The following is a 23,158-nucleotide window of genomic DNA, read 5'->3' as shown; positions in this document are numbered from 1 at the left end:
TTTTGCGAATGGGTCGCGACTACATACGACTACATATTTGTAGACGGTCGACCGGTCTGTAGACGAATCGAGGGCGCCGATCGTTCCCGGCCTTTACTTGTACATTGCCCTTTCGTGACCGAATGACTACATGGCCATGGTCATGATGGTCCGCGAAGGTAAGGCATGCCTTCGCTAAGTTGGTCTGGGAGGGCCGCAGGTCATGTGGGACGACGCGTTTCCGAGTTTCCTGATCGGATTGAGGGAGGGACTCGAAGCCGGACTCATCGTCTCCATCCTGGTCGCCACCCTGGTCCGGGCCGAGGCGCGCTCACGGCTGCCCCAGGTGTGGACCGGCGTCCTGGCCGCGATCGCGCTGGCCATGAGCTTCGGTGCGGTGCTCACCTTCACCGCGGCCTCCATGCCGCAGACCGCCCAGGAGGCGTTCGGCGGCGTCCTCAGCGTGATCGCCGTCGCGTTCGTCACCGCCATGGTGTTCTGGATGCGCCGCTCGGCCCGCAGCCTGTCCGGCGAGCTGAAGGAGAAGGTGACCGGCGCGCTCGCCATGGGCTCGGGCGTGCTGATCCTCACCTCTTTCCTCGCGGTCGGCCGTGAGGGCCTGGAAACCGCCCTGTTCCTGTGGACCACCGCACGGGCGGCCGGCGAGTCCGCGGGCCCGATGACCGGTGCCGGCATCGGCCTGGTCCTCGCGACCGGGCTGTGCTGGGGTCTGTACCGCCGGGTCCTGAAGATCAACCTGACGAAGTTCTTCACCGCCACCGGCGCCGTCCTGATCGTCATCGCGGCGGGCGTCCTCGGCTACGGCCTGCGCGACCTCCAGGAGGGTGGCGTACTGCCCGGCAAGACCGCCTACGCGGTCGACCTCGCGAGCAGCGTCGACGCCGGCTCCTGGTACAGCACCCTGGTCCAGGGTGTCTTCAACCTCACCCCGACAATGACCTGGCTCCAGGTGGTCGCCTACGTCGCCTACCTGGCCGTCGTGATGACCCTGTTCGTGCGCGGTGTGCGGGCCACGGCCCCCAAGGCGGCGAAGGAGAGCCCCGAGCGGGAGACCGAGGCCGTACGGCCCGAGCGGCGCCGGCCGGTCTGGGTGGTACCGGCCGCCGTGGTCGCCGTACCCGCCGTCATCGCCGGACTCGTCGTCGCCTTCGCCCGTCCCAAGCCCGCCGGCGACCAGACCGTCGCCGTCTCCGAGACCGAGTGCGGCAAGGGCTTCACCGCGCCCAAGCCCGGCCGGCAGACCTTCCAGATGCACAACACCGGCGGCAAGACCTCCGAGGTGTACCTGGTCGACCCGTCGACCAACGCGGTCTACGGCGAGATCGAGGGCCTCGCCCCCGGCACCACCCGCGACCTCGTCGCCACCGTCGCCGGCGGCACCTACGCCTGGCGCTGTGTCCCCACCGGCGGCAAGGCCGTCACCTCCAGGTCGGTCACCGTCGCCGGCGGCGGCGCGGCCAAGCCGGTCGTCCCCGTCTCCGAGCAGGACCTCGCCACGCCCCTGAAGGCGTACAAGGCGTACGTCGGCCAGGGCCTGGCCACCCTGGTCGGCCAGACCCGCACCCTCGCCGACGACATCAAGGGCAACCACCTCGACAAGGCCCGCACCGACTGGCTGACCGCCCATCTGACCTACTCCTCGCTGGGCGCCGCCTACGGCACCTTCGAGGACTTCGACAAGAAGATCAACGGCCGGGCCGACGGACTGACCGACGGCGTCCAGGACAAGGACTTCACCGGCTTCCACCGCATCGAGTACGGCCTGTGGCACGGCCAGTCGGCCAAGGACCTGACCGGGCCCGCCCAGCAGCTGGTCACCGATGTCGCGGGCCTCCAGAAGGCGTTCCCGAGCCAGGACTTCGACCCGGGCGACCTGCCGCTGCGCGCACACGAGATCCTGGAGAACACCCTCCAGTTCGAGCTCACCGGCGACACCGACGAGGGCAGCGGTACCAACCTCGCGACCGCCGGCGCCAACCTGGACGGCACCCGCGAACTGCTCACCGTCCTCAAGCCGCTGCTCACCAGCCGCGCGCCCAAGCTGCTCCCCACGGTCGACGCGGACATCGCGCGCGTGCAGAACCTGCTGGACGCCGCCCACGACGGGGACCGCTGGACGGCCGTCGACAAGCTCGCCGCGAACGACCGGCAGCGGCTGAACGGCGCCACCGGCCAGCTGCTGGAGGACCTCGCCCCGATTCCGGACCTGCTGGAGATCCGGAAGTCCGCCTGATGACCGACGCCCGCCCGACGACGTACACGCATCCGCACCCCGAAGGGAACCCCCCGATGTCCACCGCCGACACGCCGACCTGCCCCGTCGGCCCCGCCCGCCGCTCCTTCGTGCGGACCGCGCTGGGTGCCGGTGCCGCCGGAGCGGTCCTGGCCGGCGGCGGCTTCGCCCTCGGCGAGAGCGGCGGCACCGCGCAGGCGCAGTCCGCCCACCCCGACAGCGCGGCCGAGGTCCCCTTCCACGGCGCCCACCAGGCCGGGATCATCACCCCCGCGCCGGCCGCCGCCACCTTCGTCTCCCTCGACGTCATCGCCGACGACCGCAAGGGCCTCACCGACCTGCTGAAGACGATCACCGAGCGGGCCCGCTTCCTCACCTCCGGCGGGGCCCCGGCCGACCTGGGCGTCGGCGCGCCGCCCTCCGACAACGGCATCCTCGGCCCCGAGGTCCCCTCCGACGGCCTCACCGTCACCGTCGGCGTCGGCGCCTCCCTCTTCGACGACCGCTACGGCCTCGCCAAGGCCAGGCCCGCCCGGCTCACCCCGATGCGGACCTTCCCCAACGACAACCTCAACGCGGCCGAGTGCCACGGCGACCTCTCGCTGCAGATCTGCGCCCAGAGCACGGACACCGTGCTGCACGCGCTGCGCGACATCGCCCGGCACACCCGCGGCGCCATGCAGATCAAGTGGCGCATCGACGGCTTCCAGAATGCCCCGCGCCCCACCGGCGCCCAGCGCAACCTGCTCGGCTTCAAGGACGGCATCGCCAACCCGGACGTCACCTCCGCCCGCGAGACGGACAAGCTGATCTGGGTCGGCGACGGCCAGGGCGAGCCCGCCTGGGCCACCGGCGGCAGCTACCAGGTGATCCGGATCATCCGGATGCTGGTGGAGTTCTGGGACCGGGTCTCGCTGAGCGAGCAGGAGAAGATGTTCGGCCGCCGCAAGGACACCGGCGCCCCGCTCGACGGCGCCCAGGAGACCGACATCCCGCAGTACGCCAAGGACCCGCAGGGCAACGCCATCCCGCTGGACGCCCACATCCGGCTGGCCAACCCGCGCACCGCGAAGAGCGACAGCTCACGCATCCTGCGCCGCGGCTACAACTACGACCGGGGCGTCGACAACGTCGGCAACCTCGACATGGGCCTGGTGTTCTGCTGCTACAACCAGGACGTAAAGCGCCAGTTCGAGGCCGTGCAGACCCGGCTGATCGACGAGCCCCTCGTCGACTACATCTCGCCCACGGGCGGCGGCTACTTCTTCGCCCTGCCCGGCGTGAAGGACGCCAAGGACTGGCTGGGCCGGGGCATGCTCTCCGTCTGACCCCCGTTTCCCGGCGTTTCACGGCAGGCCTTTTCCTCCCCATGGGAAAGGCCTGCCGTTGCCTTTACCCACCCCCTGCTGCACATGAATTGCAAGTAGGAGAAGATGGCATGAGGCTGCGCGGTGCGGCCGTACCCGCACGACCGAAGGACAGACCCTCCCGATGACGGCCGCCCCCGGATCCGCTCCGTCCCTCCCCGCCCCGGCCGACGGCAAGCCGTCGCTCTGGCGGCGCGTCCGCGGTTCCATGACGCGACAGGAGTGGACCAGGGTCGGCGGGATGGCCGGATTCGTCCTCGCGCTGCACGTCATCGGCTGGGGCACCCTGGCCGGCATCATCGCGCCGCAGCACTTCAGCGTCGGCAAGGAGTCCTTCGGCATCGGCATCGGCGTGACCGCCTACACCCTCGGCATGCGGCACGCCTTCGACGCCGACCACATCGCGGCGATCGACAACACCACCCGCAAGCTGATGGGCGAGGGGCAGCGCCCGCTGTCCGTCGGCTTCTGGTTCTCCCTCGGCCACTCCAGCGTCGTCTTCGGCCTCTCCCTGCTGCTCTCGCTCGGCATGAAGGCCCTGGCCGGCCCGGTCCGCGCCGACAACTCCCACCTCCACCAGGTCACCGGCCTGATCGGTACGACGGTCTCCGGCACCTTCCTCTACCTCATCGCCGGCATCAACCTCGTCATCCTGGCCGGCATCTGGAAGGTGTTCCGCCGGATGCGCTCGGGCCACTACGACGAAGCCGCCCTGGAGCAGCAGCTGAACAACCGCGGCTTCATGAACCGCCTGCTCGGCCGCCTCACCGGCGCGATCCGCAAGCCGTGGCAGATGTACCCGCTGGGCCTGCTGTTCGGTCTCGGCTTCGACACGGCCACCGAGATCGCCCTGCTGGTCCTCGCCGGCTCCGGCGCCGCCTCCGGCCTGCCCTGGTACGCCATCCTGTGCCTGCCGGTCCTGTTCGCCGCGGGCATGTCGCTGCTGGACACCATCGACGGCTCGTTCATGAACTTCGCCTACGAGTGGGCGTTCTCCAAGCCGGTCCGCAAGGTCTACTACAACCTCACCATCACGGGCCTGTCCGTGGCCGTCGCCCTGATCATCGGCACGGTCGAGCTGCTGGGCCTCCTCGCCGACCGGCTGGACCTGCACGGCGCGTTCTGGGACTGGATCTCCGGCCTCGACCTCAACACCGTCGGCTTCGTCATCGTCGGCCTCTTCTTCGCCACCTGGGCCATCGCCCTGCTGGTGTGGAAGGCGGGCCGCATCGAGGAGAAGTGGACGGCGGGTCTGGCGGAACAGCCGACGGACTGACCGCCGGACCGGGGCGCGCCAGGGGGCGCGGTGCTGTGCTCCGCACACGGCCCGCGCCCCTTGTCTCCGGCTTCCCGGACGCCCTACGGCAGCAGCCTCTCGACCGCTGTCGGGCCCTCCTTCTCCATCTTGCGGCGGGCCCAGTCGAGGTTCTTCGGGGTGACGTCCCTGCCCGCCGCCATCACATAGTCCTCGGGGGTGATGTCCCGGGCGGGAGCGGTGTGGAGCAGGGCGTCCGGGGTGCAGTGGTCGTCGGGCGACCGGGACGCGTCGGGTGTGGATGTCGACATGATGCCTCCTCCTCGGTCCGGATGACCGCATCCGTGCCGGTGCCCCCGAACGGGGCACACTCTCACCATTCACCGCGGCGCCTTCCCACGCCACCGGAGAGCACTCGCTCCTAAGCTGGAAAGCAGCTCGCTCACGCTCACCGGGAGGCCGCGGATGGCCGAGACCCCGTTCGCCGAGGGACTGCGCCCCGGCCCGCGCTATCTGCCGATCGCCGAGCACGGACTCATCGGCGACCTGCGCAGCGTGGCCCTGGTCGGCACCAACGGCACGATCGACTGGTACTGCTGCTCGTCCTTCGACGCGCCCAGCGTCTTCGCGGCCGTCCTCGACGCCGAGCGCGGCGGCTGCTTCGAGCTGGCCGCCGCGGTACCCGCGCGCACCAAGCAGTTCTACTTCCCCGACACCAACGTCCTGATCACCCGGTTCTTCACCGAGGACGGCGTCGGCGAGGTGCAGGACTTCATGCCGGTGACCTCGGACAACGCGGTCGGCGCGGACGGCGGGGCCGGGACCGGCGAGGCAGGCCGGCACCGGCTGATCCGGCGCGTGGTCTGCGTTCGCGGCGCCGTCCCGTTCCGGGCGCTCATCGCGCCGCGCTTCGGCTACGGCGCCGTCCCGCACACGCTGAGCACGGCGGCCGACGGCACCGTGCTGTTCGAGTCCGCCGAGCTGTCCCTGGCGCTGACCTCGACAGTCACGCTGGAGTGCGACGCCCGGGACGCCCGCGCCGACTTCAAGCTCGCCGAGGGCGAGACCGCCGTGTTCGCCCTCGACCAGGTCGGCGCGGAGATCGCCCCCCGCGGCTGCGCCCACGCCGAGGCCGAGCACCAGTTCAACGCCACGGTCGCCTACTGGCGGCGCTGGCTGCACCAGTCCCGCTACCGGGGCCGCTGGCGCGAGATGGTGCACCGCTCGGCCCTCACCCTGAAGCTGCTCACCTACGCCCCCACCGGAGCCATCGTCGCCGCCCCCACCACCAGCCTGCCCGAGCAGCTCGGCGGCGAGCGCAACTGGGACTACCGGTACGTGTGGGTGCGCGACGCCGCCTTCGCCGTCTACGCGCTGCTCAGGCTCGGCTTCAGCGGCGAGGCCGAGGCGTTCATGCGCTTCCTGACCACCCACGTCAGCCCCTGCGACAGCGCCGACGGAACCCCTCCGCTGCAGATCATGTACGGCATCGACGGCCGCACCGACCTGCCCGAGCGCATCCTTCCGCATCTGGAGGGCCATCTGGGCTCCGCCCCGGTCCGGGTCGGCAACGCCGCCGCCGACCAGCTCCAGCTGGACATCTACGGCGCCCTGATCGACTCGATCTACCTCTACGACAAATGGGCCCAGCCGATCTCCAGCGCTCAGTGGGACGACGTGTGCCAGGTGGTCGACTGGGTGTGCGCGCACTGGGACCAGCCCGACGAGGGCGTCTGGGAGACCCGCGGCGGCCGCCGGAACTTCACGTACTCGCGGCTGATGTGCTGGGTCGCCATCGAGCGGGCCATCCGGCTCGCCAACCGGCGCGGTCTGCCCGCCGACCTGCCCCGATGGCGGCAGGCCCGCGACACGATCTACCGGCGGATCATGGACCGCGGCTGGTCCGATCGGCGCGGCGCCTTCGTGCAGTACGAGGGCAGCGACGTCCTCGACGCCTCGCTGCTGATGATGCCGCTCGGCAAGTTCGTCGCCCCGACCGACCCCAAGTGGCTGTCCACCCTGGACGCCCTCGGCGAGGACCTGGTCTCCGACTCCCTCGTCTACCGCTACGACCCGCAGGCCAGCCCCGACGGGCTGCGCGGCGACGAGGGCACCTTCTCCATCTGCTCCTTCTGGTACGTCGAGGCCCTGGTCCGGGCCGGCCGGCTCGACGAGGCCCGGCTGGCGTTCGAGAAAATGCTCACCTACGCCAACCATCTCGGCCTGTACGCCGAGGAGATCGGCCGTACCGGCGAGCAACAGGGCAACTTCCCGCAGGCGTTCACGCACCTGGCCCTGATCAGCGCCGCGTTCAACCTCGACCGCGCCCTCGGCTGAGGACCAGGGCAACGGCCCTTCGGGCTCAGGCGAACCGGGAGCTGGTGACCGGGCCGGCGGAGTCGACCCGCGCCCGGTCACCGTGCAGCCGGCTGCCCCCGACGGCCACCGCGAACGCCGCGAACTCCGCGTCACCGTCCGCCGGTCCCGCGCCGTCCTCCGGATCCGGCTCCGGGCCGGCCGCCGTGATCGTGGCGGCGATCTCCGCCTCCGGCCGGTCGCCGGACCCCACCCGACCCCGCCGTCCGCGCCCGCACGCAGCCGCTCGCCCCAGGGCGCCACCACCGACTGGTGCAGCAGGGCGACCCTGTCCGCCGTGATCGCGGGCGGGCCGGTCCAGCAGCTCGCGTGCGCGTGCAGCACCTACTTGGGAGCGTGCCCGAAGAGCGTGCCGATGATCTCCGGGCCGCCGTCGTGCGCCGCCGGCCCGTCCAGGTCGGACGCCACGACCACCGTGTCCGTGCGGTCCGGGGCGAACGGCTCGGCCGGCAGACCCGGCACCTCGGCCGCGGCGAGTCCCGGTCGGGCAGCAGCGACACCGAGCGCGGCCGCACCTCGGCCGTCGCCGGGCGCGCAGCCGCAGCAGGCGCAGACACTGGTCGAGGGTGTCCTGCAGTCAGGCGTACCGGCCGTTCGTCCCGGCGTCGAAGCCGTACGGCGACGGCGTGCCGAGGACGGTGCCGGAGATCACGTACTGCCGGCCGCGCAGCTCGGACGGGCCGAGCGAGGACGCCCGTTCGGCGTCGGCCGCCCGGGCGAGCACCCGGTGCTGCCGGTCGCGTGCGGGCCGCCACTGCGCGTCCTCGGGGTCGGACAGCAGCGCGTGCTGACGCCGGGCCGGCTCCGGATCGCCCGCCAGGACCGCGTTGAACACCAGCAGAGAGCGGTCCGGCCAGTCCGCCAAGGTCCTTTCGTACCAGGAGATTTCGGTGACCGCCTCGCGGTGACGTTCCTCGTGCTCGTACGCCGGCACCAGCTCCTGCAGCGCCACTGGGCGAACCGTCTACGGCAGCGGTTGCTCCGCCCAGATGACCTTGCCCTGAGGGGTGTAGCGGGTGCCCCAGCGGTCGGCGAGCTGCGCGACCAGGAACAGACCCCGGCCGCCCTCGTCGGTGCTCGCCGCGTACCGCAGATGCGGCGAGGTCGTGCTGGCGTCGGAGACCTCGCAGATCAGCGTGCGGTCGCGCAGCAGCCGTACCCCGATCGGGCTGCGCCCGTAGCGGATGGCGTTGGTGACCAGCTCGCTCAGGATCAGCTCCGTCGTGAAGTCCAGTTCCTCCAGCCCCCATTCGGCCAGCTGCGCGGTCACCGAGGACCGCACCTGCGACACCGCCGCCGGGTCGGACGGCACCTGCCACTGGGCGACCCGGTCGGTGCCCAGCACCCGGGTGCGGGCGACGATCAGCGCGACGTCGTCGCTCGGCCGGGCCGGCAGCCGCTCCAGCACCGTACGGCAGGTCTCCTCCGGGGAGGCGCCCGGCGTCCGGCGCAGAGAGTCCCCCAGCAGCTCCAGGCCCTCGTCGATGTCCCGGTCGCGGTCCTCCACCAGCCCATCGGTGTACAGCACCAGCCGGCTGCCCTCGGCCAGCTCCAGCTCGGCCGTCTCGAACGGCAGCCCGCCCAGACCCAGTGGCGGTCCCGCCGGCACGTCCGGGAACTCCACGCTGCCGTCGGGATGCACCAGCGCGGGCGGGGGATGCCCGGCCCGGGCCAGGGTGCAGCGCCGCGCCACCGGGTCGTAGACCGCGTACAGACAGGTCGCGCCGGTGATCGCCGCCGCGCCGTCGGCGGAGGTCTCGTCCTGGTCGATCCGGCCCACCAACTCGTCCAGCAGGCCGAGGAGTTCATCGGGCGGCAGATCGAGCGCGGAGAAGTTGTGCACCGCCGTGCGCAGCCGGCCCATGGTGGCCGCCGCGTGCAGCCCGTGCCCCACCACGTCTCCCACCACCAGCGCCACCCGGGCCCCGGACAGCGGCAGCACGTCGAACCAGTCGCCGCCCACCCCGGCCTGGGCCGGCAGATAGCGATAGGCGATCTCCAGCGCGCCCTGCTCCGGCAGCGTGCGCGGCAGCAGACTGCGCTGCAGGGCCACCGCCATACTGTGCTCGCGGGTGTACCGGCGGGCGTTGTCGATGGACACCGCCGCCCGCGCGACCAGCTCCTCGGCGAGCGCCAGCTCCTCGGAGTCGAACGGCTCCGGCTTCTGCGAACGCCAGAAGTTCGCCACCCCCAGCACCAGACTGCCCGCCCGGAGCGGCACGGTGATCATCGAGTGGATGCCGAACTCCAGCACCTGGTCGGTGCGCTCCAGGTCCTGCGCCCGCCAGCCGGGCGCGTCACGCAGGACGGGCACCACGACCGACTGACCGGTGGTCAGACTGCGCGCCTGCGGCGAGGTGGCCACGAACCGGATCCGCTCGCCGACCGGGTACAGCGGGGCTTCCTTGCGCACCCCGGCGCCCGCCGTGCGGCGCAGCGCGGTGCCGGGCCGCGGCTCCTCACCCTGCAGCACCGCGTCGAAGAGGTCCACCGTCGCGAAGTCCGCGAACCGGGGCACCGCCAGCTCGGCCAGCTCCTGCGCCGTGCGGGTCACGTCCAGGCTGGTGCCGATGCCCACCCCGGCGTCGTACAGCATGTTCAGCCGCTCGCGCGCCACCTCCGCCCGCCCGGACAGCGCCCGCAGCTCGGTGGAGTCGCGCAGCGTGGTCACGCTGCCGGCCGGGCCGCCACGCAGATCCGTGGGGCGCTGGTTGATCGCCAGCAGCCGGTCCTTGACCAGATGCACCTCGTCCGTCGCCACCCGCCCCGAGGCCAGCAGCGCCGCCGTCTCGTCGTCCAGGCCCAGCTCCAGCACGCTGCGCCGCTCGGCGTCCTCGGGCAGGTCCAGCAGCCGCTGCGCCTCGTCGTTGGCGAGCAGCAGCCGGCCGCCGTCGCCGACGATCAGCACGCCCTCGCGGACCGAGTGCAGCACCGCGTCATGGTGCTCGTACATCCGGGTCATCTCGTACGGCCCGAGACCGCGCGTCTGGCGCAGCAGCCGTCTGCTGACCAGGGCCGTGCCGCCGGTCGCCAGCGCGAGCGCCACCGCTGCCGCCGCGAGCAGCAGGGGCAGCTGCTGGGCGGCGGCCCCGCCCACGTGCGCCGTGGTGATCCCGGCCGACACCAGGCCGACCACCTTGCCGGACGTGTCCTTCACCGGCACCACGACCTGCACCAGCGGACCTATCGTGCCGTTGACGTGCTCGGTGACGATGCCCCCGGCCACCGCCGGCCCGATCGTGCCGACGAACTTCTTGCCGATGCGGTCCGGCTTGGGGTGGGTGTAGCGGATGCCGGCGGTGTTCATCACGACGACGAAGTCGACGCCGGTCGCCTTGCGGACAGCCTCGGCCTTCGGCTGCAGGACGGCCGTCGGATTCGGGGCGCGCAGCCCGGCCACCGTGCCCGGCGCGTTGGCGAAGGTCTCGGCGACGGCGAGCGAACGGTTCTGCGCCTCGGTGTCGCTGTCGCGTCGCACCTGGAGCACCTGCGCCACCACGGCCGCGACCACCAGCAGCAGCACGATCACGACCTGGAGCAGGAAGACCTGCCCGGCGACACTGCGTCCGGACACCGCCGACCGCAGCATGCCCGGTCGGTCGCCGTCCACGCCCGAGGCGTCCCCTGCCGGGCCCTTCGGTGCGTGCGGGCGCCCGAACGCTCGGGGCGGCCGGGTCGCGGACCGGCCGGACAGTCGCACCATGTGCCCATGTCTACACTGCCCGGCCCGCTCAGGCGAGACCGTGACCACCGGTGATCCGCCGCCCGGGTCCGCGCGGTCCGGTCACCGGCGCGGTGGGGCAGCCGAACGGCGGGCGGCGAGCAGCAGCGCCACGTCGTCGGGCCGGTCCATGGCACGCCGGGCGGTGGCGGTCAGCCGGTCCGCGACCCCGGCCAGCGAGCGCCCGCCACGCCGGCCGGCAGCGGCCCCGGCCCGGCCGAGCGCCAGCCGCAGCGCGGCGATGCCCTCGTCGATGTCGGCGCCCGGCCGCTCCACCAGCCCGTCCGTGTACAGGGCGAGGATCGCGTCCGGCTCCAGCACCAGCTCGGCCACCGGGTACCGGGCGAGCGGATCCACGCCGAGGACGACCCCGCCGGGGATGTCCAACAGCCGGGTACGGCCGTCGGGGCAACGCAGCAACGGCGGCGGATGGCCCGCCCGCGCGACCAGGGCCCGGCCGGTGGCCGGGTCCAGCCGCAGATAGCAGCAGCTGGCGAACTGGCCGGGGTCGAGGTCGATCAGCAGCCGGTTGGTGCCGCTCAGCACCTCGTCCGGCGGCCGGTCGCCCAGCGCGAACGCCCGCACCGCGCTGCGCAGCTGGCCCATGGTGGCGGCCGCCTGCACCCCGTGCCCCTGCACATCACCGATCACCAGCGCGATCCCGTCACCGGCCTCGACCACGTCGTACCAGTCGCCGCCGACGTCCATGCCCTGCGTGCCCGGCAGATACCGGCCCGCGGTCTCCACGCGGGGGTGCGTCGACAACCGGTGCGGCAGCAGCGCCTGCTGCAGGCCCCGGGCGAGGGCGGCCTCGTTGTCGTAGCGCTGCGCCCGCTCCATGGCGTGCGCGATCAGCCCGGCGAGCGCGGTGAGGACCGTACGTTCCTCGGTGCTGAAGCTGCGCCGGCAATCGAAGCCGAGGATGCACGAGCCGACCGGCCGGCCGGAGGCGATCATCGGCAGGAACGCCCGCGCGCCCTCCTCGGCGTCCAGCGGCATGCCCGGATACGCGGCCGCCATCTGCTGCATCGACTCGAAGAACAGCGGCCGGCCCGTGGTCAGGCACTCCACACCGGGCAGATGCGCGTCGAGCCCGGTCCCCTCGAACGGGGCCAGGAACCCCTGCGGGAAGCCGCTCTCCCAGGCCAGGTACAGATGCCGGTCCTGGAGCACATAGATGGCGAGGCACCCGCCGCCGAACGCCGGCAGCAGCTCCCGCACGACCACCGCCGACACCTGCCGTGCGGTCACCGCGTCCGTCAGCGCGATGGCCAGGGCGATCGGCCGGTACGCCGGCGCCATCGACGGACCGGCCGCGTCCCCGGGGAGGTACGTCTCGGCGACCGGCCCGGTCGGCGTGACCGGACCGACCGGCGCGTCCATGCGGCTGGCCGGGACGAGCGTGCAGGTCAGCAGGTCCGCGCCGGGATGCACGGACACGGCGAGCCAGTCCCCCTCACCGGGCTTCTCACGGTCCGCTCCGGCCGGGCGTCTGGCGTGGAAGTGCACCGGTTCCGGGGCCAGCAGCGCGCCGCGCAGATGGTCGTCGTACGGCGGCCCGGTCAGCCACGGCATCGCCTCCCACACCGGCCGCCCGAGCAGCCGCCTCCGCTCCTGGCCCGTGAGGCGGGCCGCGGCCTCGTTGGCGTACACGACCAGCCCCAGCCGGTCGAGGCAGAACACCCCCTGCGGCAGCAGATCGGCCGCGCCGTCCGCGAAGGCGCCCGGTCCGGGGTCGACCACCACCCCGCCGACCGGCTCCGCCGCCGCGTTCTCCGGGGCCGGCCACAGGTCCAGCAGCCGGAGCGTGCCGTCCCCCGCCCGCAGGCTCAGCGGCGCCCCCGGCGGCTTCCCGGCGGCGGTCTCGCGCAGCGCGGCCAGGATGCGGTCCGCGTCGGCCGGGGCGACGGCGGCCGCGAGGGCCTCGTCCGTCCCCGCGAACTCGCCGGGGCGCAAGCCCAGAAGGGCGTGCAACCGGTCGTCCGCGCGCACCGCGCAGGTCACCGGATCCCAGCTGAACCGCCCCACGACGGCCTGTGCCGACCGGCTCGCGGGCGGCCGCACGCTCAGCGGCTCGGCGTCCCAGACGACCGCGTCCGGGTCCCCGGCGGCCAGCGCGAGCAACTCGGCGCCGAGGCCCTCGGCGAGCCGGGCGAGAAGCTCCTGGTCCAGCGGCTCGTCCGCGCCGTCCGCGATCGCGGGGCGCAGCACCGTGAGCACACCGAGCGGCTCGCTGCCGCCCGGCACCGGCACGTGCACCGACCCGAACGGGAAGGGCAGGCCCGCCGCGAACTGGGGGTAGCGGCGCATCGTCTCGGCGGCGTCGGCCAGCACCACCCGCACGCCGAGACGGTAGGCGTCGGCGACGGGGAAGGGACGGCCCACGTGCAGCCGCCACCAGGGGCGGAACAGTGGGCCGGGCAGCCCGGCGACCACCGCCAGCCGCAGCAGACCCGGCGTGCTCGAGCGCAGATACACGCCCGCCACCCGGCCGCCCGCCGCGCCGACCGCGCCGGTCGAGACGTCGGCAAGCAGCGCGGCCAGCCTGGCCCGCGTACGGACCAACTGCTCGCCGCCGCTCCCAGCCATCGGCCCTACCTCGTCCCGTGCGCCCTCCGGGTGGCTGACACAGCAAGAATGCGCCACAAGGAGCACGGAATGCACCTGGGCAAGAGGGGAGAACGCGGGCCGACCCGCCATCCGGTCGGTGCCACTCACATGGCTCGGCCGAGGGCGTCCCGGCCGGCGGAGGCCTCCCCTGCGACCGCGGTCTCCCGCCCGGCGCTGCTGGTCCTGCTGCGCGGGGGCCCGCGCCCCGCGCTTCTGGGCCGGACCGTCCCAGGGGGTCCTCGCGGCCAGCGCCGACGCCTCGGGTCTGTGTGTCCTGCCGGCCCTCGCCCCGCCTGCCCGCGCGGCGCAGGTCCGACTCGTCACGGCGACTGCCGCGCTCGGTGTCATCGCGGTACTTGCCGCCGGGCAGCTCCTCGGCGGGCGACGCGTCCAGCCGGCCCGGCCCGGCTGTGGGACAACCACCTGGCCCGCCCCGGCTCGCTGTCACGGCGGCAGCGGCGGCCGCGCACGGGGCGCTTGCGGTCCTGCCCACGGGCCTGCCTGACGGCCCGCGCCCACCGTGAGGACACAGGCTGACCCGTGCGCCGGCGGCTCACCGACGGCGCGGCGCGGATCGCGTCCCGGAGTCAGTCCGCCGGACGGCCCGGCTCCGCGCCGCCGGGCTCCGTACCGGCGGGGTGCACGTCTGCGGGCTCGGTGCCTGCCGGGTTCGCGCTCGCGGGGTGCGCCGGGCGGGCGTCCGCCGGGCGGTCCGGCTCCGTGCCGCCGCCCGGCTCCGCGCCGGCAGAATGCACCGGGCGCAGCACCAGGTGGCCGTCCACGCGGGCGGCCGCCATGGCGAACGGGAAGGTGTCCGCCTCCAGGCACATCGACACGTCCTCGGGGTGGACACCGGCCCAGCCGCGCCGCGCGCCGTCGGCCAGCCTGGCCGCGGCGTCGGAGCGCCGGGCCCGGTCGACGTAGGGGCCCGGATCCGTGTCGCCGGTGCGGATCCGGTCGGCGATGTACTGCGCGCAGGCGAGATCCTCCTCGGCCCGCCCGCCGTTCCCGGTGACCACGAAGGTCACCGTGCGGGGCCGGGCCCGCCGCAGCAGCTCGGCGGTCGCACCGGCCACCACGAAGCTCGCGCACAGCAGCAGCCCGGCGTCCGCCACGGCGAGCGCCCCCGCCGTCCCGGCGGTCGTCTTCTGCACGACCGTACGGCCCCGCACGTCCAGCGCGCGCAGCCGGGCGGGCGAGTTGGCCAGGTCGAATCCCGGCACCGGCGCTCCGTCCTGGAAGGCCAGCCAGCCGGGGTGACGGGCCTTCAGCTCCAGGGCCTCCTCCTGCGTACCGGCGAACACGATCCGCTCGGCGCCGCGCCGGAACGCCCAGGCGGCCACGGTGAACGCGCGCATGACGTCGACGACCACGGCCACGTTCGGAGCGATGGGCGTACCGGGGATTCCGGTGAACTCGGGCAGCATCGCTCAATGGTGCGCCATCCGGCGGCCGTTCAGGGCTCGGTCGGCAGCGACGGCCGGGCGGCGCGCAGGCTGCGCAGCGCGAGCAGCAGCACGCCGATGTCGTCCAGATAGACAGGGTCCGGCAGCAGATCGGCGGGGAGCAGCAGGTAGGCGACCGCGCCCCAGAACACCCAGCGCGGGCCGGTCGGCAGTCCGGCCCGCCGCAGCGCGTTCCGGGCCCGCACCAGCCGTACCAGCAGGACGGCCGCGACGGCGAGCAGCGCCGACGCGACGACGGCGCCGATCACCAGCAGGGTGGCTGTGGTGTTCATACCGCCTCCTTCCGGGCTTCCTGCGTCTGCCGGCCGGCAGCAGGGCTAGGGCATCGCCCGGCGGTGGGTCAGGACGCCCGGTCCGTGGCGTCGGCCGGGGCCGGGCCGTCGCCCTCGGCCGGCACGTCCCGCGTGCCGCCCGGCGTGGCGTCCGCCGGGCCCTGTGGGCCGGGGGTCTGCTGCCGCTGGCCTTTGGCCGAGAACCTCAGCCGTTCGAAGGTGCGGGTCAGCTGCTGGAGCGCGCCCGGCGTCCGGGGCGCGGGCCGCTGCTCGGGCAGGGCCGGCGGCGGGACGTCGCGGTAGGCGGCCAGGGCGGCGAGGGCCTGCTCGGCCGCGTCCTTGTACAGGTCCCGGGACTTCGTCATCGCCTCCAGCGCCTCGGCGTAGCGGGCGACCAGCCGGCGTTCGCGCTCCAGTTCCTCCCGGAGGGTCATCAGGGTCCAGTTCTCGCGCAGGTCGTTCAGTGCCTCCTCGGCCTCGTGCGGCAGGGGCCGGGGCTGGGCGGCGAAATGCCGCAGCACGGCGAAGAGTCCGGCTGGCTCGGATCCGTCCAGGAAGACGCTGCGCACCTGGTGCTCACGGCTGTCGTAGCCCTCCGGTGCCGGGTGCGGCGGCAGCACCACGGCGCCGCCGCGTGGCACCTCGACGCCGAGGTCCTTCAGCGCGTAGTTGACCGCGCGGAACTGCTGCGGGGCGGCCCGGTGCTCCACCACGCGGTGCCGCAGGCCGGGCGGGAGCAGCCGGGCCAGCGGCAGCCGGCCCGCCTCGTCCGGGGTCATCGCCTCGTGCACGACGACGTTGACGCACCAGCCCTCGCGGGCCGCGTCGCGCAGCCGGCGGCGCATCTCCCGGTCGTCCTCGGGCAGCGCGTTGACCTGCCGCAGGCGCAGGCCGGTGACCGTGGCGTGGTGGTCCCAGGCGCCGTCGTCGCCCTCGCCGGTCCCGCGCTCGGGCCAGAACAGGGTCGCGGGCGAGGGCCAGGTCTCGTCCCAGGGACGCTCGGCCTCCGCGACGAGCCGCCACTCGTGTCCCTGCGGCCGCCCCGTGTGCGGTACGAGGGTGAGCCGGGCCCGCACGGTCACCGTGCCGGCCGCCCGCCAGCGCGCCTCGAAGATCCGCTCGGTCGCGTCCTCGGGCAGCGGCGGTTCGGCGAAGTCGTCGATGTCCCCGCTCTCCCGGTGCCGGCGCAGGGTGCGGCGCACGACCTCCTCGGGAGCGGGGCCGGTGTGGCGGCCGCGGACGGCCCAGAGAGTCTGCGGGTAGGCGGCGCGGTCGGTGGCGGAGTTCGACATGGGCCAATCTGCTGATGGGGGCGGGTGAGCTTCCCAGTATCGCCGTTCGGCGGGGAAGCGTGTCGTCCGGGGCCGGGGGTGGCGCGTCGCGACGGGTGCGCGCCCCGCGCACGGGGTGTGCGCCGTCCGCGCAGGGTGCGCGGAGAGCGCGTCCGGTGACTGCTGTGCGCACGTGGCCGGACCGTTCTCCGGTGCCCACAATGGTCCGGCGAACGGGGTCCGCCCGTCCATCCGCTCAGGGGTGGACCCCGTTCCCACGGCACGCGCGCGTGGACGCGCGGCACACCTTTCCCCTGGACACGCGCGCGTGATTCCCCCTGGACACGCGCGCCTGGACGCGCGGCCCGGATTTCCAGGCGCGGCACATGCCCGACGGCACGCGCGTGTGGCCGCCGTCGCCCGAAGGCTCGCCTCTCGATATATATCGGCTCTCGATATATCCTGGCTGCATGACAGCGAAGAGCATGACCCGGGCGGCGTTCTTCGTCCTCACGGCGCTCGCCGACCAGCCGCGGCACGGCTACGGCATCCTGCGCGAGGTCGAGGAACTGTCCGACGGGGAGGTCCAGTTGCGGGTCGGCACGCTGTACGGCGTGCTGGACCGGCTCACCGCGGACGGCCTGATCGTGCTGGACCGGGAGGAGGTCCAGCAGGGCCGGCTGCGGCGCTACTACCGGCTGACCGACGACGGGGTGGCCGCCCTGGAGGCGGAGGCCGAGCGGATGGCCGCCGGTGCCGGGGCCGCCCGCCGGCGTATCGCCGAGGGCCGTGCGGGCACGCCTCTCCACGGCCCGGCCGGCCTCGAACCCCCGACCGCACCCGGACTCGCGGGAGGCCTCGCATGACCACGCTGCTGGAAGCCCGCTACCGCACGGTGCTGCGCCTGCTCCCCGCCTACTACCGGCGCGAACGGGAGGAGGAGATGGTCGAGACGTACCTGTGGGGAGTCGACCGCGACACCCAGGACCAGAGCCGGCCCACGGTCGGCGAGGTGGCGAGCATCGCCGCCCTGGCGGTGCGCAGCCGCCTCGGCGCCGCCGGCGCGCCCCGGCGCTACGCCGTGCTCGGTTCGGGCGTCCGGCTCTTCGCCCTGTCCGCCGTGCTCCTGCTCGCGGCCTCCGCCGTCGTCGAGCCGGTGCTGCGGCTGACCTGGACCTTCACCCGGGGCAGCGCCGAACGGCGGCTGTTCCTCTCGGACTTCACCGGCCACGGGATCGTCACCGACACGGTCGCCGTCGCCCAGTGGATCCTGCCGCTCGGCTGGACGGTCGCCTACTTCGCCCTCCTGCACGACCGTCGCCGCCTCGCCCGGACCGGCGCCCTGGTGGCGGCGCTGCCCAGCCTGTGGCCGCTGATCGGCTCGCTGGCGGGCGCGACGATCCTCACGGAACCGGCGTTCGTCGCCATGCTGGCACTCCTCGTCTGGCTGCCGGCGCTCGCGCTGTGCGCCGCCCACCACCGCGACGCGCCCCCGGCCCGGCTCCCCGCCGGCACCCCCGGCCTGGTCTTCATGGCGGCGTGTGTCCTGACGGGAGCGTCCCTCGTGCTGCTGCCCGCCGCGACGGACCTGGTGTGGGCCCCGGCCAACTGCTTCGTCGTCGGCGCCCTCGGCTGGCTGGTGTGGAACGTCCGCCGCCCGGACCGCGGCGCCCCCGGCGGCGGCCTCGCGCTCGCCGCGCTCGGCCTGCTGCTCCTGGCCGTACGTGTCGCCGCCCTCTACCCCTGGCTCGGCGTGCCCGTCCCCGCCGGCTACTGGAACAGCAGCCTCGGCCAGACGAGTGCCCTCGCCCTGCTGACCGTGGCGCTGGCGGTCGCCGGCCGCCGGGAACTGGCGGCACGCTGACCCGGCGCATGTCACCCCGGGCCGGGGCGAGTTGTCCACAGGCCCGGACGGAGTGTCAGACCCGCGTGCCAAGATCGGCCGTATGCACAAGCACGCCCTGCTGCCCGCGGAACCCCACCGATCGACGACGTACGCCCTCTGGGCCGCCGCCCACGACCCGGCGGAGCACAGCGCCGCACTGGCGCTTCTCGACGAGGTGGGTACGGCCGTGACCCGCGCGTATCCGAAGATGGGCCGCTGCCTCGACCAACTGCGGCGTCGCGCACGCTCGGTGCCGTCCGCCCATCTGCCCTGGTTCTGGGACACCGTGACGCACCGCCTGCTGGGCTATCCCGGCGGCACGGCCGCCAAGGCCTACACCCTGGCGCGCAAGGCGGAGCAGGAGCACGCGCTGGCGGTCGACCCCGACTGGCGGCGGGCGCAGGCACTGCTGTGCGCGGCCCGCGGGGAGCTGCCCGTCAAGGAGCTGAGCCAACATCAGCGCTGGCTGGCCGGGCAGTTGCCGGCCGCCGAGGCCCACGAGGAGTACGTGCGCGTCCTCACCGCGTGGGCCGCCTCGCCGGGCGAGCTCCCGGCCGACCTGGCCCGCCGCGTCCGGGCCTCCGCGCGCGCCGCCGGGCTCGGCACCGCCGAGGACGCCCGCGTGCTGGGCCTTCTCCTCGGCGGAGCGCGCGGCAAGGCCGTCCCGGACGCCCTGCTGGAGGCCGCCACCGCGCCCCTGACCGAACACCCTCAGGACCCCGGCGTGCAGGCCGCGCTGCTCGACCTGTTCCCGGAGAGCAGGAACGACGCGGCGTCCTGGCTGCGCCTGCTGCTGAGCGCCGGCGTCGTCGACGCGGTGGCGGCCGGACACCTCACCCCGGACGGCGGCGCGGCCGGCTGGCTCGGCCGCTACACACGCGCGTACCGGCACCGCAGGGCGGCCTACGGCGGCGTGGAGCGCCAGCCCATGCCGGCCGAACTCTTCGAGATCGTCGCCCGGTTCGCGCCCCGGCTCCGGGCGGCGGGCACCCCGGTGCGCATCCACGAGGACCAGTACCACTGGCCGGGCCTGGACGCCGACCTCCTGGACGCCTGCCTCGCCGAGGCCATCGCCGTCGAGGATCCCGGCGACGCGGTGGGGCTGACCTTCTGGGGCGACCGCTCCCGCCGCGACCTCAAGGCGCTGGCCGCCGACCCGCTGTTCGGCCGGCGCCTGGAGGGCACCGTGCACGCCGGGCTGCGCGGCGCCGGTACGGCGATCACGCGGCTGCCGGAGAACGCCGGTATCGCCGGTGAGGTGCACACCCGCGTCGAGGCCCTGCTCGGCGCCCTGCGCGGCGGCGGCCTCGCCGCGGCCGACGAGGCGGTGACGGAACTGGCCACCCTGCTCGACCGGCCCACGGCCACCGCCCTCGACGGCATCGAGGAGGCGCTGGCCGCCCTCGACCTCACCGGCCCGCTCGCCCGCACCCTGCGCGCCGGACTCCCCGAGGAGCTGGGCTGGCCCGCCCTGGAGGCCGCCCTCGCCGGCTTCGACCCGGCCGACACCCTCCGTGTGACCTGCACCTGGCCGGTGCTGACCGTCTTCGGCGCCGGTCGCGCGGTGGCCGTCGACCACGCGGGCACACGCGCGTCGTGCACCTTCCGGGTACCCGACGAGGCGACCGGACACGCCGTCCATCACGTCGGCGGGCAGTTCCTCGTCAGTTGGCGCACCGGCGACCGCCACTCCGGCGCCGACCGGGCCTTCTGGACCGACCGGCCGGACGAGGTGTTCACCCCGCAGGACACCTTCGGCCTGCGGCCCTACGGCGGACTGATCCAGGGCGGCCTCGGCTACCAGTTCGAGACCCCGGACCGCGGCGGACGGTTCGACGGGGAGCGGGTGCTGCGGCCCGGTGGCCGGGAGGGCATCGGCCACCATGACCTCCAGTTGAGCGACGGCCACCGGTTCTGGAGCGCCCAGGTGTTCCACACGCGCGCGGGCTGGGTGCCGTACGACCCGGTCACGGGGGACCGGACCGGCGAGCCCGGTCTCCCGGAATTCCACCGCGAGATCGAACTCCCGTCCGGCAGGGGCGTGTTCGGCGGCAGCTACTCTCTCGCCACGCTCCCTGAGAACGCCCCGGCCTCCCCGCTCGGCCGGCACGGCCGGCTCGTCGGCTGCCGCGTCTACCACCGCACGCCCTACCGCGGCCCGTCCCCGACGGACTTCCTGCTGGAGTCGGTCGACGGCCGCACCGCGCACTACCGCAGCCATCGCCCCGGCCGCCGCCCCTGGGGCATCATCGGGCTGCCCGAGGGCGGCGAGCAGGCCGTCCTCGTCGGGCAGAAGACGGTGCGCTGCCACGCGGCGGACGACAACTCGCTGCTGTGGCAGGTCCACGGCTTCGTCCCGCCCGCCGACCGCGACCGGGACCGCCCGCCCACCCTCGGCGAGGACGCCGGCCCGGTGCCGCCGCCCGCCTTCTGGCACTTCCTCACCACACGCGACGAGCGCTCCTCCAAGGCGCTGCGCACCGTGGCCGACATCACCGTGCGCGCCCTCCTGGACGCCGCCCTGGAGAGCGCGGACGCCGCGCTCCTGGACGCCGCAGCCGCGCGACTGCTGCCGGAGGCCGGGGACGCCCGGGTGCGCGCCAGCGTGGCACGCGCCGCCCTGCTCGCGGCCGGCGTGCTGCGCCGCCGCGAGGAGCTGTCCCGCCGGGTCGGCGTCATGCGGTCCGGCCCCGTCGTGACCCTCCCCGCCGCCGTCCCCGACACCACCCTCGCCCCGGCCCTGGCCGGACTCCTGCCCGACCTGCGCTCCTACGAGGCTCACACGCCCGAGAGGCATCCCGGCACCCTCACCGCCGTAGCCGCCGACGGCCGGTACCTGCGCGGGGAGATCGACGACGAGACCCGCGCCCTCGCCCCGCCCGTGCGGCCCGTGGAGTGGCAGGTGCTCCTGGGCGACATCGACGCCGTCGCCTGGCGGGCCGCCGTCGAGACCACCCCCGACGACGAACGCGCGGCCCTGCAGGCCCTGTTGCGGACCTGGAGCGGACAGCCGTTCGCCGCGCCCGGCAGCAGCTGGCGCACCGGCCGGGCCCCGCTGGACTCCCTGGCGGCCGCCCCGGGCGCGGCGGCCGGTCCCGAACGTCGCGGTCTCGCCCGCTTCCTGCAGCCGGCCGCCGACCCCGCCCCCGAGCACACCGAGGAGGAGCGGACCGTCACCGTCACCGCGGACGATGCCGCACGCCTCACCCGCCTGCTGGAGCTGACCGACGGCAACGGTCCGCTCCCGCTGACGCCCGAGGCGCTGACCGTCTTCTGCCGCAGCACCGGAGTACGGCGCTCCGTCGCCGCCCTCGTCCTCGGCGGCCTCCCGCGCCGCGCACGGCACGACGAGCACACCAAGATGCTGCGCTCCGCGCCCTACAAGGCGAACAAGACCACGGCCGCGGAGTACGACAGCTTCTGCCACCGGCTCGGCGAGCAGGGCCGGCGCGCGGTGCTCGCCGCCGGTGTGCCCGAGGACCCGGCCGACCTCTGGACACCGCAGGGCCCGCAGCGGGCGGCCGAACGCATGGCCGTGGTCTGGGCCGAACTGCTCGGCGCAGAGCAGTACGTCGACGAGGACCTGGCCGAGACGCTGGAGACGGACCTCGGCCTGCCCGCCGACTGGGCCCGCACCCTCCCCGCCGGGCGACCGCCCGTCGAGGAGACCGGGTCCGTGCTGGTGGGCACCCGCAACGGCAGGCTCGACCTGCGCCCGGTGCTGCCCGACGGTTCGCTCGGGGAGCGGCCATGGCGGGACCGGGTGCCGTACGTCCAGGAGCTGTCCGTGATCGCCTGGGCGCTGACCGAGCGGCCGGTCGGCGATCCGGCGGCCGACGGCGCGCTCCGGCTCCACACCGGGCTGCGGGCGCGGTGCGCGGACCCCGGCACGCTCATACAGCTGACCGGGCAGCGCGCGGTGGCCCAGGTGGCCGAGGCCGACGTGGCGTTCCGGCCCTACGACGGCACGGTTCTGCCCTGCCCGGAGCCGTTCCACGACGGGGTGACCGAGGTGGCGGAGGTGGTGGACGACGGGGTGTTCGTGGTGGCCCTCCCGACCGGCGACATCTTCCTGCGCCCGGCCGCGCTCGCCGATCCGGAGGGTGTGGCGCGGGCCCTGGAGGTGTGCGACCGCACGGGTGTGTCCTGGCTGCGGCCGGACGTCGAGCAGTTCCGGACGGTCCTCGACGGCCTGGCCAGAATGGCCGACCGTGCCACCGCAACTCCCGTTCCCGTTGGCGGCTATGAGGCGAATCCCCTGCTCAGCGCGCCCGACGCGGTGGCTGCCACCGCCCGTCGACTTGGCGTCGGCACGGACGCGGCCGCGCTCCACCTCCAGCTGCGCGCGCTCGCCCGGCCGACCGACCGCAACGTCCGCCGCTGGAACGGCTGGACGGCCGCCCGGCACAAGGCGGCGCAGGCGGAGCTGCTGGCCGTGGGCGCGGTCGAGACCGCCCGCCGGGCCCGCGCCGGCCGCACCGTCTTCATACGCGACGCATGGGAGACCCTGAAGGCGCCCCATCTGCCGCTGGAACGGGGCAAGTTGGCCACCCACCTGGCCTCGCCGACGGGCCTGGGCGGTGTGCACGGCCCGTTCGTACGGCTGCTGCCGCCGGTGCCGTTGCACGAGCTGTTCGCGCGGGCCGCGGAGGACTGACGAGGGGAGGGGGACCTGAACGGAGGGAGGGGACCGGCGCGGTGA

15 protein-coding genes and 1 pseudogene are annotated in these 23,158 nt (G+C 74.3%); 7 read left to right on the top strand and 9 right to left on the bottom strand.

All coding sequences use genetic code 11. The features are described 5' to 3' along the window. The first annotated feature begins 202 nt into the window (after window positions 1-202). The 3 genes from efeU to nicT all read left to right on the top strand — a co-directional run bounded on the left by efeU (window position 203) and on the right by nicT (window position 4,876). Window positions 203-2,233, top strand: a complete 2,031-nt coding sequence (gene efeU / locus O1G22_RS04635) for an iron uptake transporter permease EfeU (RefSeq protein ID WP_270080105.1) — start codon at window positions 203-205, stop codon at window positions 2,231-2,233. 56 nt (window positions 2,234-2,289) lie between these two features. Beyond that, window positions 2,290-3,561: an iron uptake transporter deferrochelatase/peroxidase subunit gene (gene efeB, locus O1G22_RS04630; protein ID WP_270086329.1), complete on the top strand. Its 1,272-nt coding sequence runs from the start codon at window positions 2,290-2,292 to the stop codon at window positions 3,559-3,561. 163 nt (window positions 3,562-3,724) lie between these two features. Next, window positions 3,725-4,876 (top strand): Nickel transporter NicT, encoded by a 1,152-nt coding sequence (gene nicT / locus O1G22_RS04625; RefSeq protein ID WP_270080104.1) that lies wholly within the window; start codon window positions 3,725-3,727, stop codon window positions 4,874-4,876. Between the two features lie 83 nt (window positions 4,877-4,959). Here the strand turns inward: nicT and O1G22_RS04620 are convergent, their stop codons facing one another. Then, window positions 4,960-5,166: a hypothetical protein gene (locus O1G22_RS04620; protein WP_225097674.1), complete on the bottom strand. Its 207-nt coding sequence runs from the start codon at window positions 5,164-5,166 to the stop codon at window positions 4,960-4,962. A 154-nt stretch (window positions 5,167-5,320) separates the two neighbouring features. Between O1G22_RS04620 and O1G22_RS04615 the strand changes: the two genes are divergently transcribed. Continuing rightward, the gene (locus O1G22_RS04615) at window positions 5,321-7,192 is read left to right on the top strand and encodes a glycoside hydrolase family 15 protein (RefSeq protein ID WP_270080103.1); all 1,872 of its coding nucleotides are present in this window, start codon (window positions 5,321-5,323) and stop codon (window positions 7,190-7,192) included. 25 nt (window positions 7,193-7,217) lie between these two features. On the opposite strand, the gene O1G22_RS04610 is transcribed toward O1G22_RS04615, so the two are convergent. The 8 genes and pseudogenes from O1G22_RS04610 to O1G22_RS04575 form a co-directional block, all read right to left on the bottom strand. Next, the gene (locus O1G22_RS04610) at window positions 7,218-7,424 is read right to left on the bottom strand and encodes a hypothetical protein (protein WP_270080102.1); all 207 of its coding nucleotides are present in this window, start codon (window positions 7,422-7,424) and stop codon (window positions 7,218-7,220) included. A gap of 131 nt (window positions 7,425-7,555) precedes the next feature. Continuing rightward, window positions 7,556-7,693 (bottom strand): hypothetical protein, encoded by a 138-nt coding sequence (locus O1G22_RS04605; RefSeq protein WP_270080101.1) that lies wholly within the window; start codon window positions 7,691-7,693, stop codon window positions 7,556-7,558. Between the two features lie 115 nt (window positions 7,694-7,808). Further along, window positions 7,809-8,183 carry a hypothetical protein gene (locus O1G22_RS04600; RefSeq protein ID WP_270080100.1) on the bottom strand — a complete coding sequence of 125 codons (375 nt, stop codon included), beginning with the start codon at window positions 8,181-8,183 and terminating at the stop codon, window positions 7,809-7,811. 12 nt (window positions 8,184-8,195) lie between these two features. Next, entirely contained in the window at window positions 8,196-10,820 is a 2,625-nt protein-coding gene (locus tag O1G22_RS04595; RefSeq protein ID WP_270086328.1) for a SpoIIE family protein phosphatase, read from the bottom strand. Between the two features lie 195 nt (window positions 10,821-11,015). After that, entirely contained in the window at window positions 11,016-13,541 is a 2,526-nt protein-coding gene (locus O1G22_RS04590) for a SpoIIE family protein phosphatase (RefSeq protein ID WP_270080099.1), read from the bottom strand. Window positions 13,542-14,317: 776 nt separating this feature from the next. After that, a pseudogene (locus O1G22_RS04585) lies at window positions 14,318-14,989 on the bottom strand (2-phosphosulfolactate phosphatase); the annotation flags it as partial. A 29-nt stretch (window positions 14,990-15,018) separates the two neighbouring features. Beyond that, entirely contained in the window at window positions 15,019-15,300 is a 282-nt protein-coding gene (locus O1G22_RS04580) for a DUF1232 domain-containing protein (protein ID WP_270080098.1), read from the bottom strand. A gap of 68 nt (window positions 15,301-15,368) precedes the next feature. After that, window positions 15,369-16,592 carry a hypothetical protein gene (locus tag O1G22_RS04575; protein WP_270080097.1) on the bottom strand — a complete coding sequence of 408 codons (1,224 nt, stop codon included), beginning with the start codon at window positions 16,590-16,592 and terminating at the stop codon, window positions 15,369-15,371. Between the two features lie 464 nt (window positions 16,593-17,056). Between O1G22_RS04575 and O1G22_RS04570 the strand changes: the two genes are divergently transcribed. The 3 genes from O1G22_RS04570 (at window position 17,057) to O1G22_RS04560 (ending at window position 23,113) form a co-directional block, all read left to right on the top strand. After that, window positions 17,057-17,437 (top strand): PadR family transcriptional regulator, encoded by a 381-nt coding sequence (locus O1G22_RS04570; protein ID WP_270086327.1) that lies wholly within the window; start codon window positions 17,057-17,059, stop codon window positions 17,435-17,437. Continuing rightward, complete coding sequence (locus O1G22_RS04565) at window positions 17,434-18,435, top strand: hypothetical protein (protein ID WP_270080096.1); 1,002 nt, start codon at window positions 17,434-17,436, stop codon at window positions 18,433-18,435. Before O1G22_RS04570 ends, O1G22_RS04565 begins: the two co-directional genes overlap by 4 nt. Before the next feature lie 82 nt (window positions 18,436-18,517). Continuing rightward, entirely contained in the window at window positions 18,518-23,113 is a 4,596-nt protein-coding gene (locus O1G22_RS04560; RefSeq protein ID WP_270080095.1) for a hypothetical protein, read from the top strand. The last annotated feature ends 45 nt before the right edge of the window (window positions 23,114-23,158 follow it).

This window comes from Streptomyces camelliae (genome assembly GCF_027625935.1).
GTDB classification, from domain to species: domain Bacteria; phylum Actinomycetota; class Actinomycetes; order Streptomycetales; family Streptomycetaceae; genus Streptomyces; species Streptomyces camelliae.
The sequence above is the reverse complement of the archived record's forward strand: the minus strand, read 5'-3'. Positions and strand labels throughout refer to the sequence as shown.

Bases quoted from the DNA above. Each gene is read 5' to 3' on its own strand.
- O1G22_RS04565 (WP_270080096.1), top strand. From the start codon at position 17,434: ATGACCACGCTGCTGGAAGCCCGCTACCGCACGGTGCTGCGCCTGCTC.
- O1G22_RS04595 (WP_270086328.1), bottom strand. From the start codon at position 10,820: ATGCTGCGGTCGGCGGTGTCCGGACGCAGTGTCGCCGGGCAGGTCTTC.
- O1G22_RS04575 (WP_270080097.1), bottom strand. From the start codon at position 16,592: ATGTCGAACTCCGCCACCGACCGCGCCGCCTACCCGCAGACTCTCTGG.
- O1G22_RS04615 (WP_270080103.1), top strand. From the start codon at position 5,321: ATGGCCGAGACCCCGTTCGCCGAGGGACTGCGCCCCGGCCCGCGCTAT.
- O1G22_RS04570 (WP_270086327.1), top strand. From the start codon at position 17,057: ATGACCCGGGCGGCGTTCTTCGTCCTCACGGCGCTCGCCGACCAGCCG.
- O1G22_RS04560 (WP_270080095.1), top strand. From the start codon at position 18,518: ATGCACAAGCACGCCCTGCTGCCCGCGGAACCCCACCGATCGACGACG.
- O1G22_RS04620 (WP_225097674.1), bottom strand. From the start codon at position 5,166: ATGTCGACATCCACACCCGACGCGTCCCGGTCGCCCGACGACCACTGC.
- O1G22_RS04590 (WP_270080099.1), bottom strand. From the start codon at position 13,541: ATGGCTGGGAGCGGCGGCGAGCAGTTGGTCCGTACGCGGGCCAGGCTG.
- efeB (WP_270086329.1), top strand. From the start codon at position 2,290: ATGTCCACCGCCGACACGCCGACCTGCCCCGTCGGCCCCGCCCGCCGC.
- O1G22_RS04580 (WP_270080098.1), bottom strand. From the start codon at position 15,300: ATGAACACCACAGCCACCCTGCTGGTGATCGGCGCCGTCGTCGCGTCG.
- nicT (WP_270080104.1), top strand. From the start codon at position 3,725: ATGACGGCCGCCCCCGGATCCGCTCCGTCCCTCCCCGCCCCGGCCGAC.
- efeU (WP_270080105.1), top strand. From the start codon at position 203: ATGTGGGACGACGCGTTTCCGAGTTTCCTGATCGGATTGAGGGAGGGA.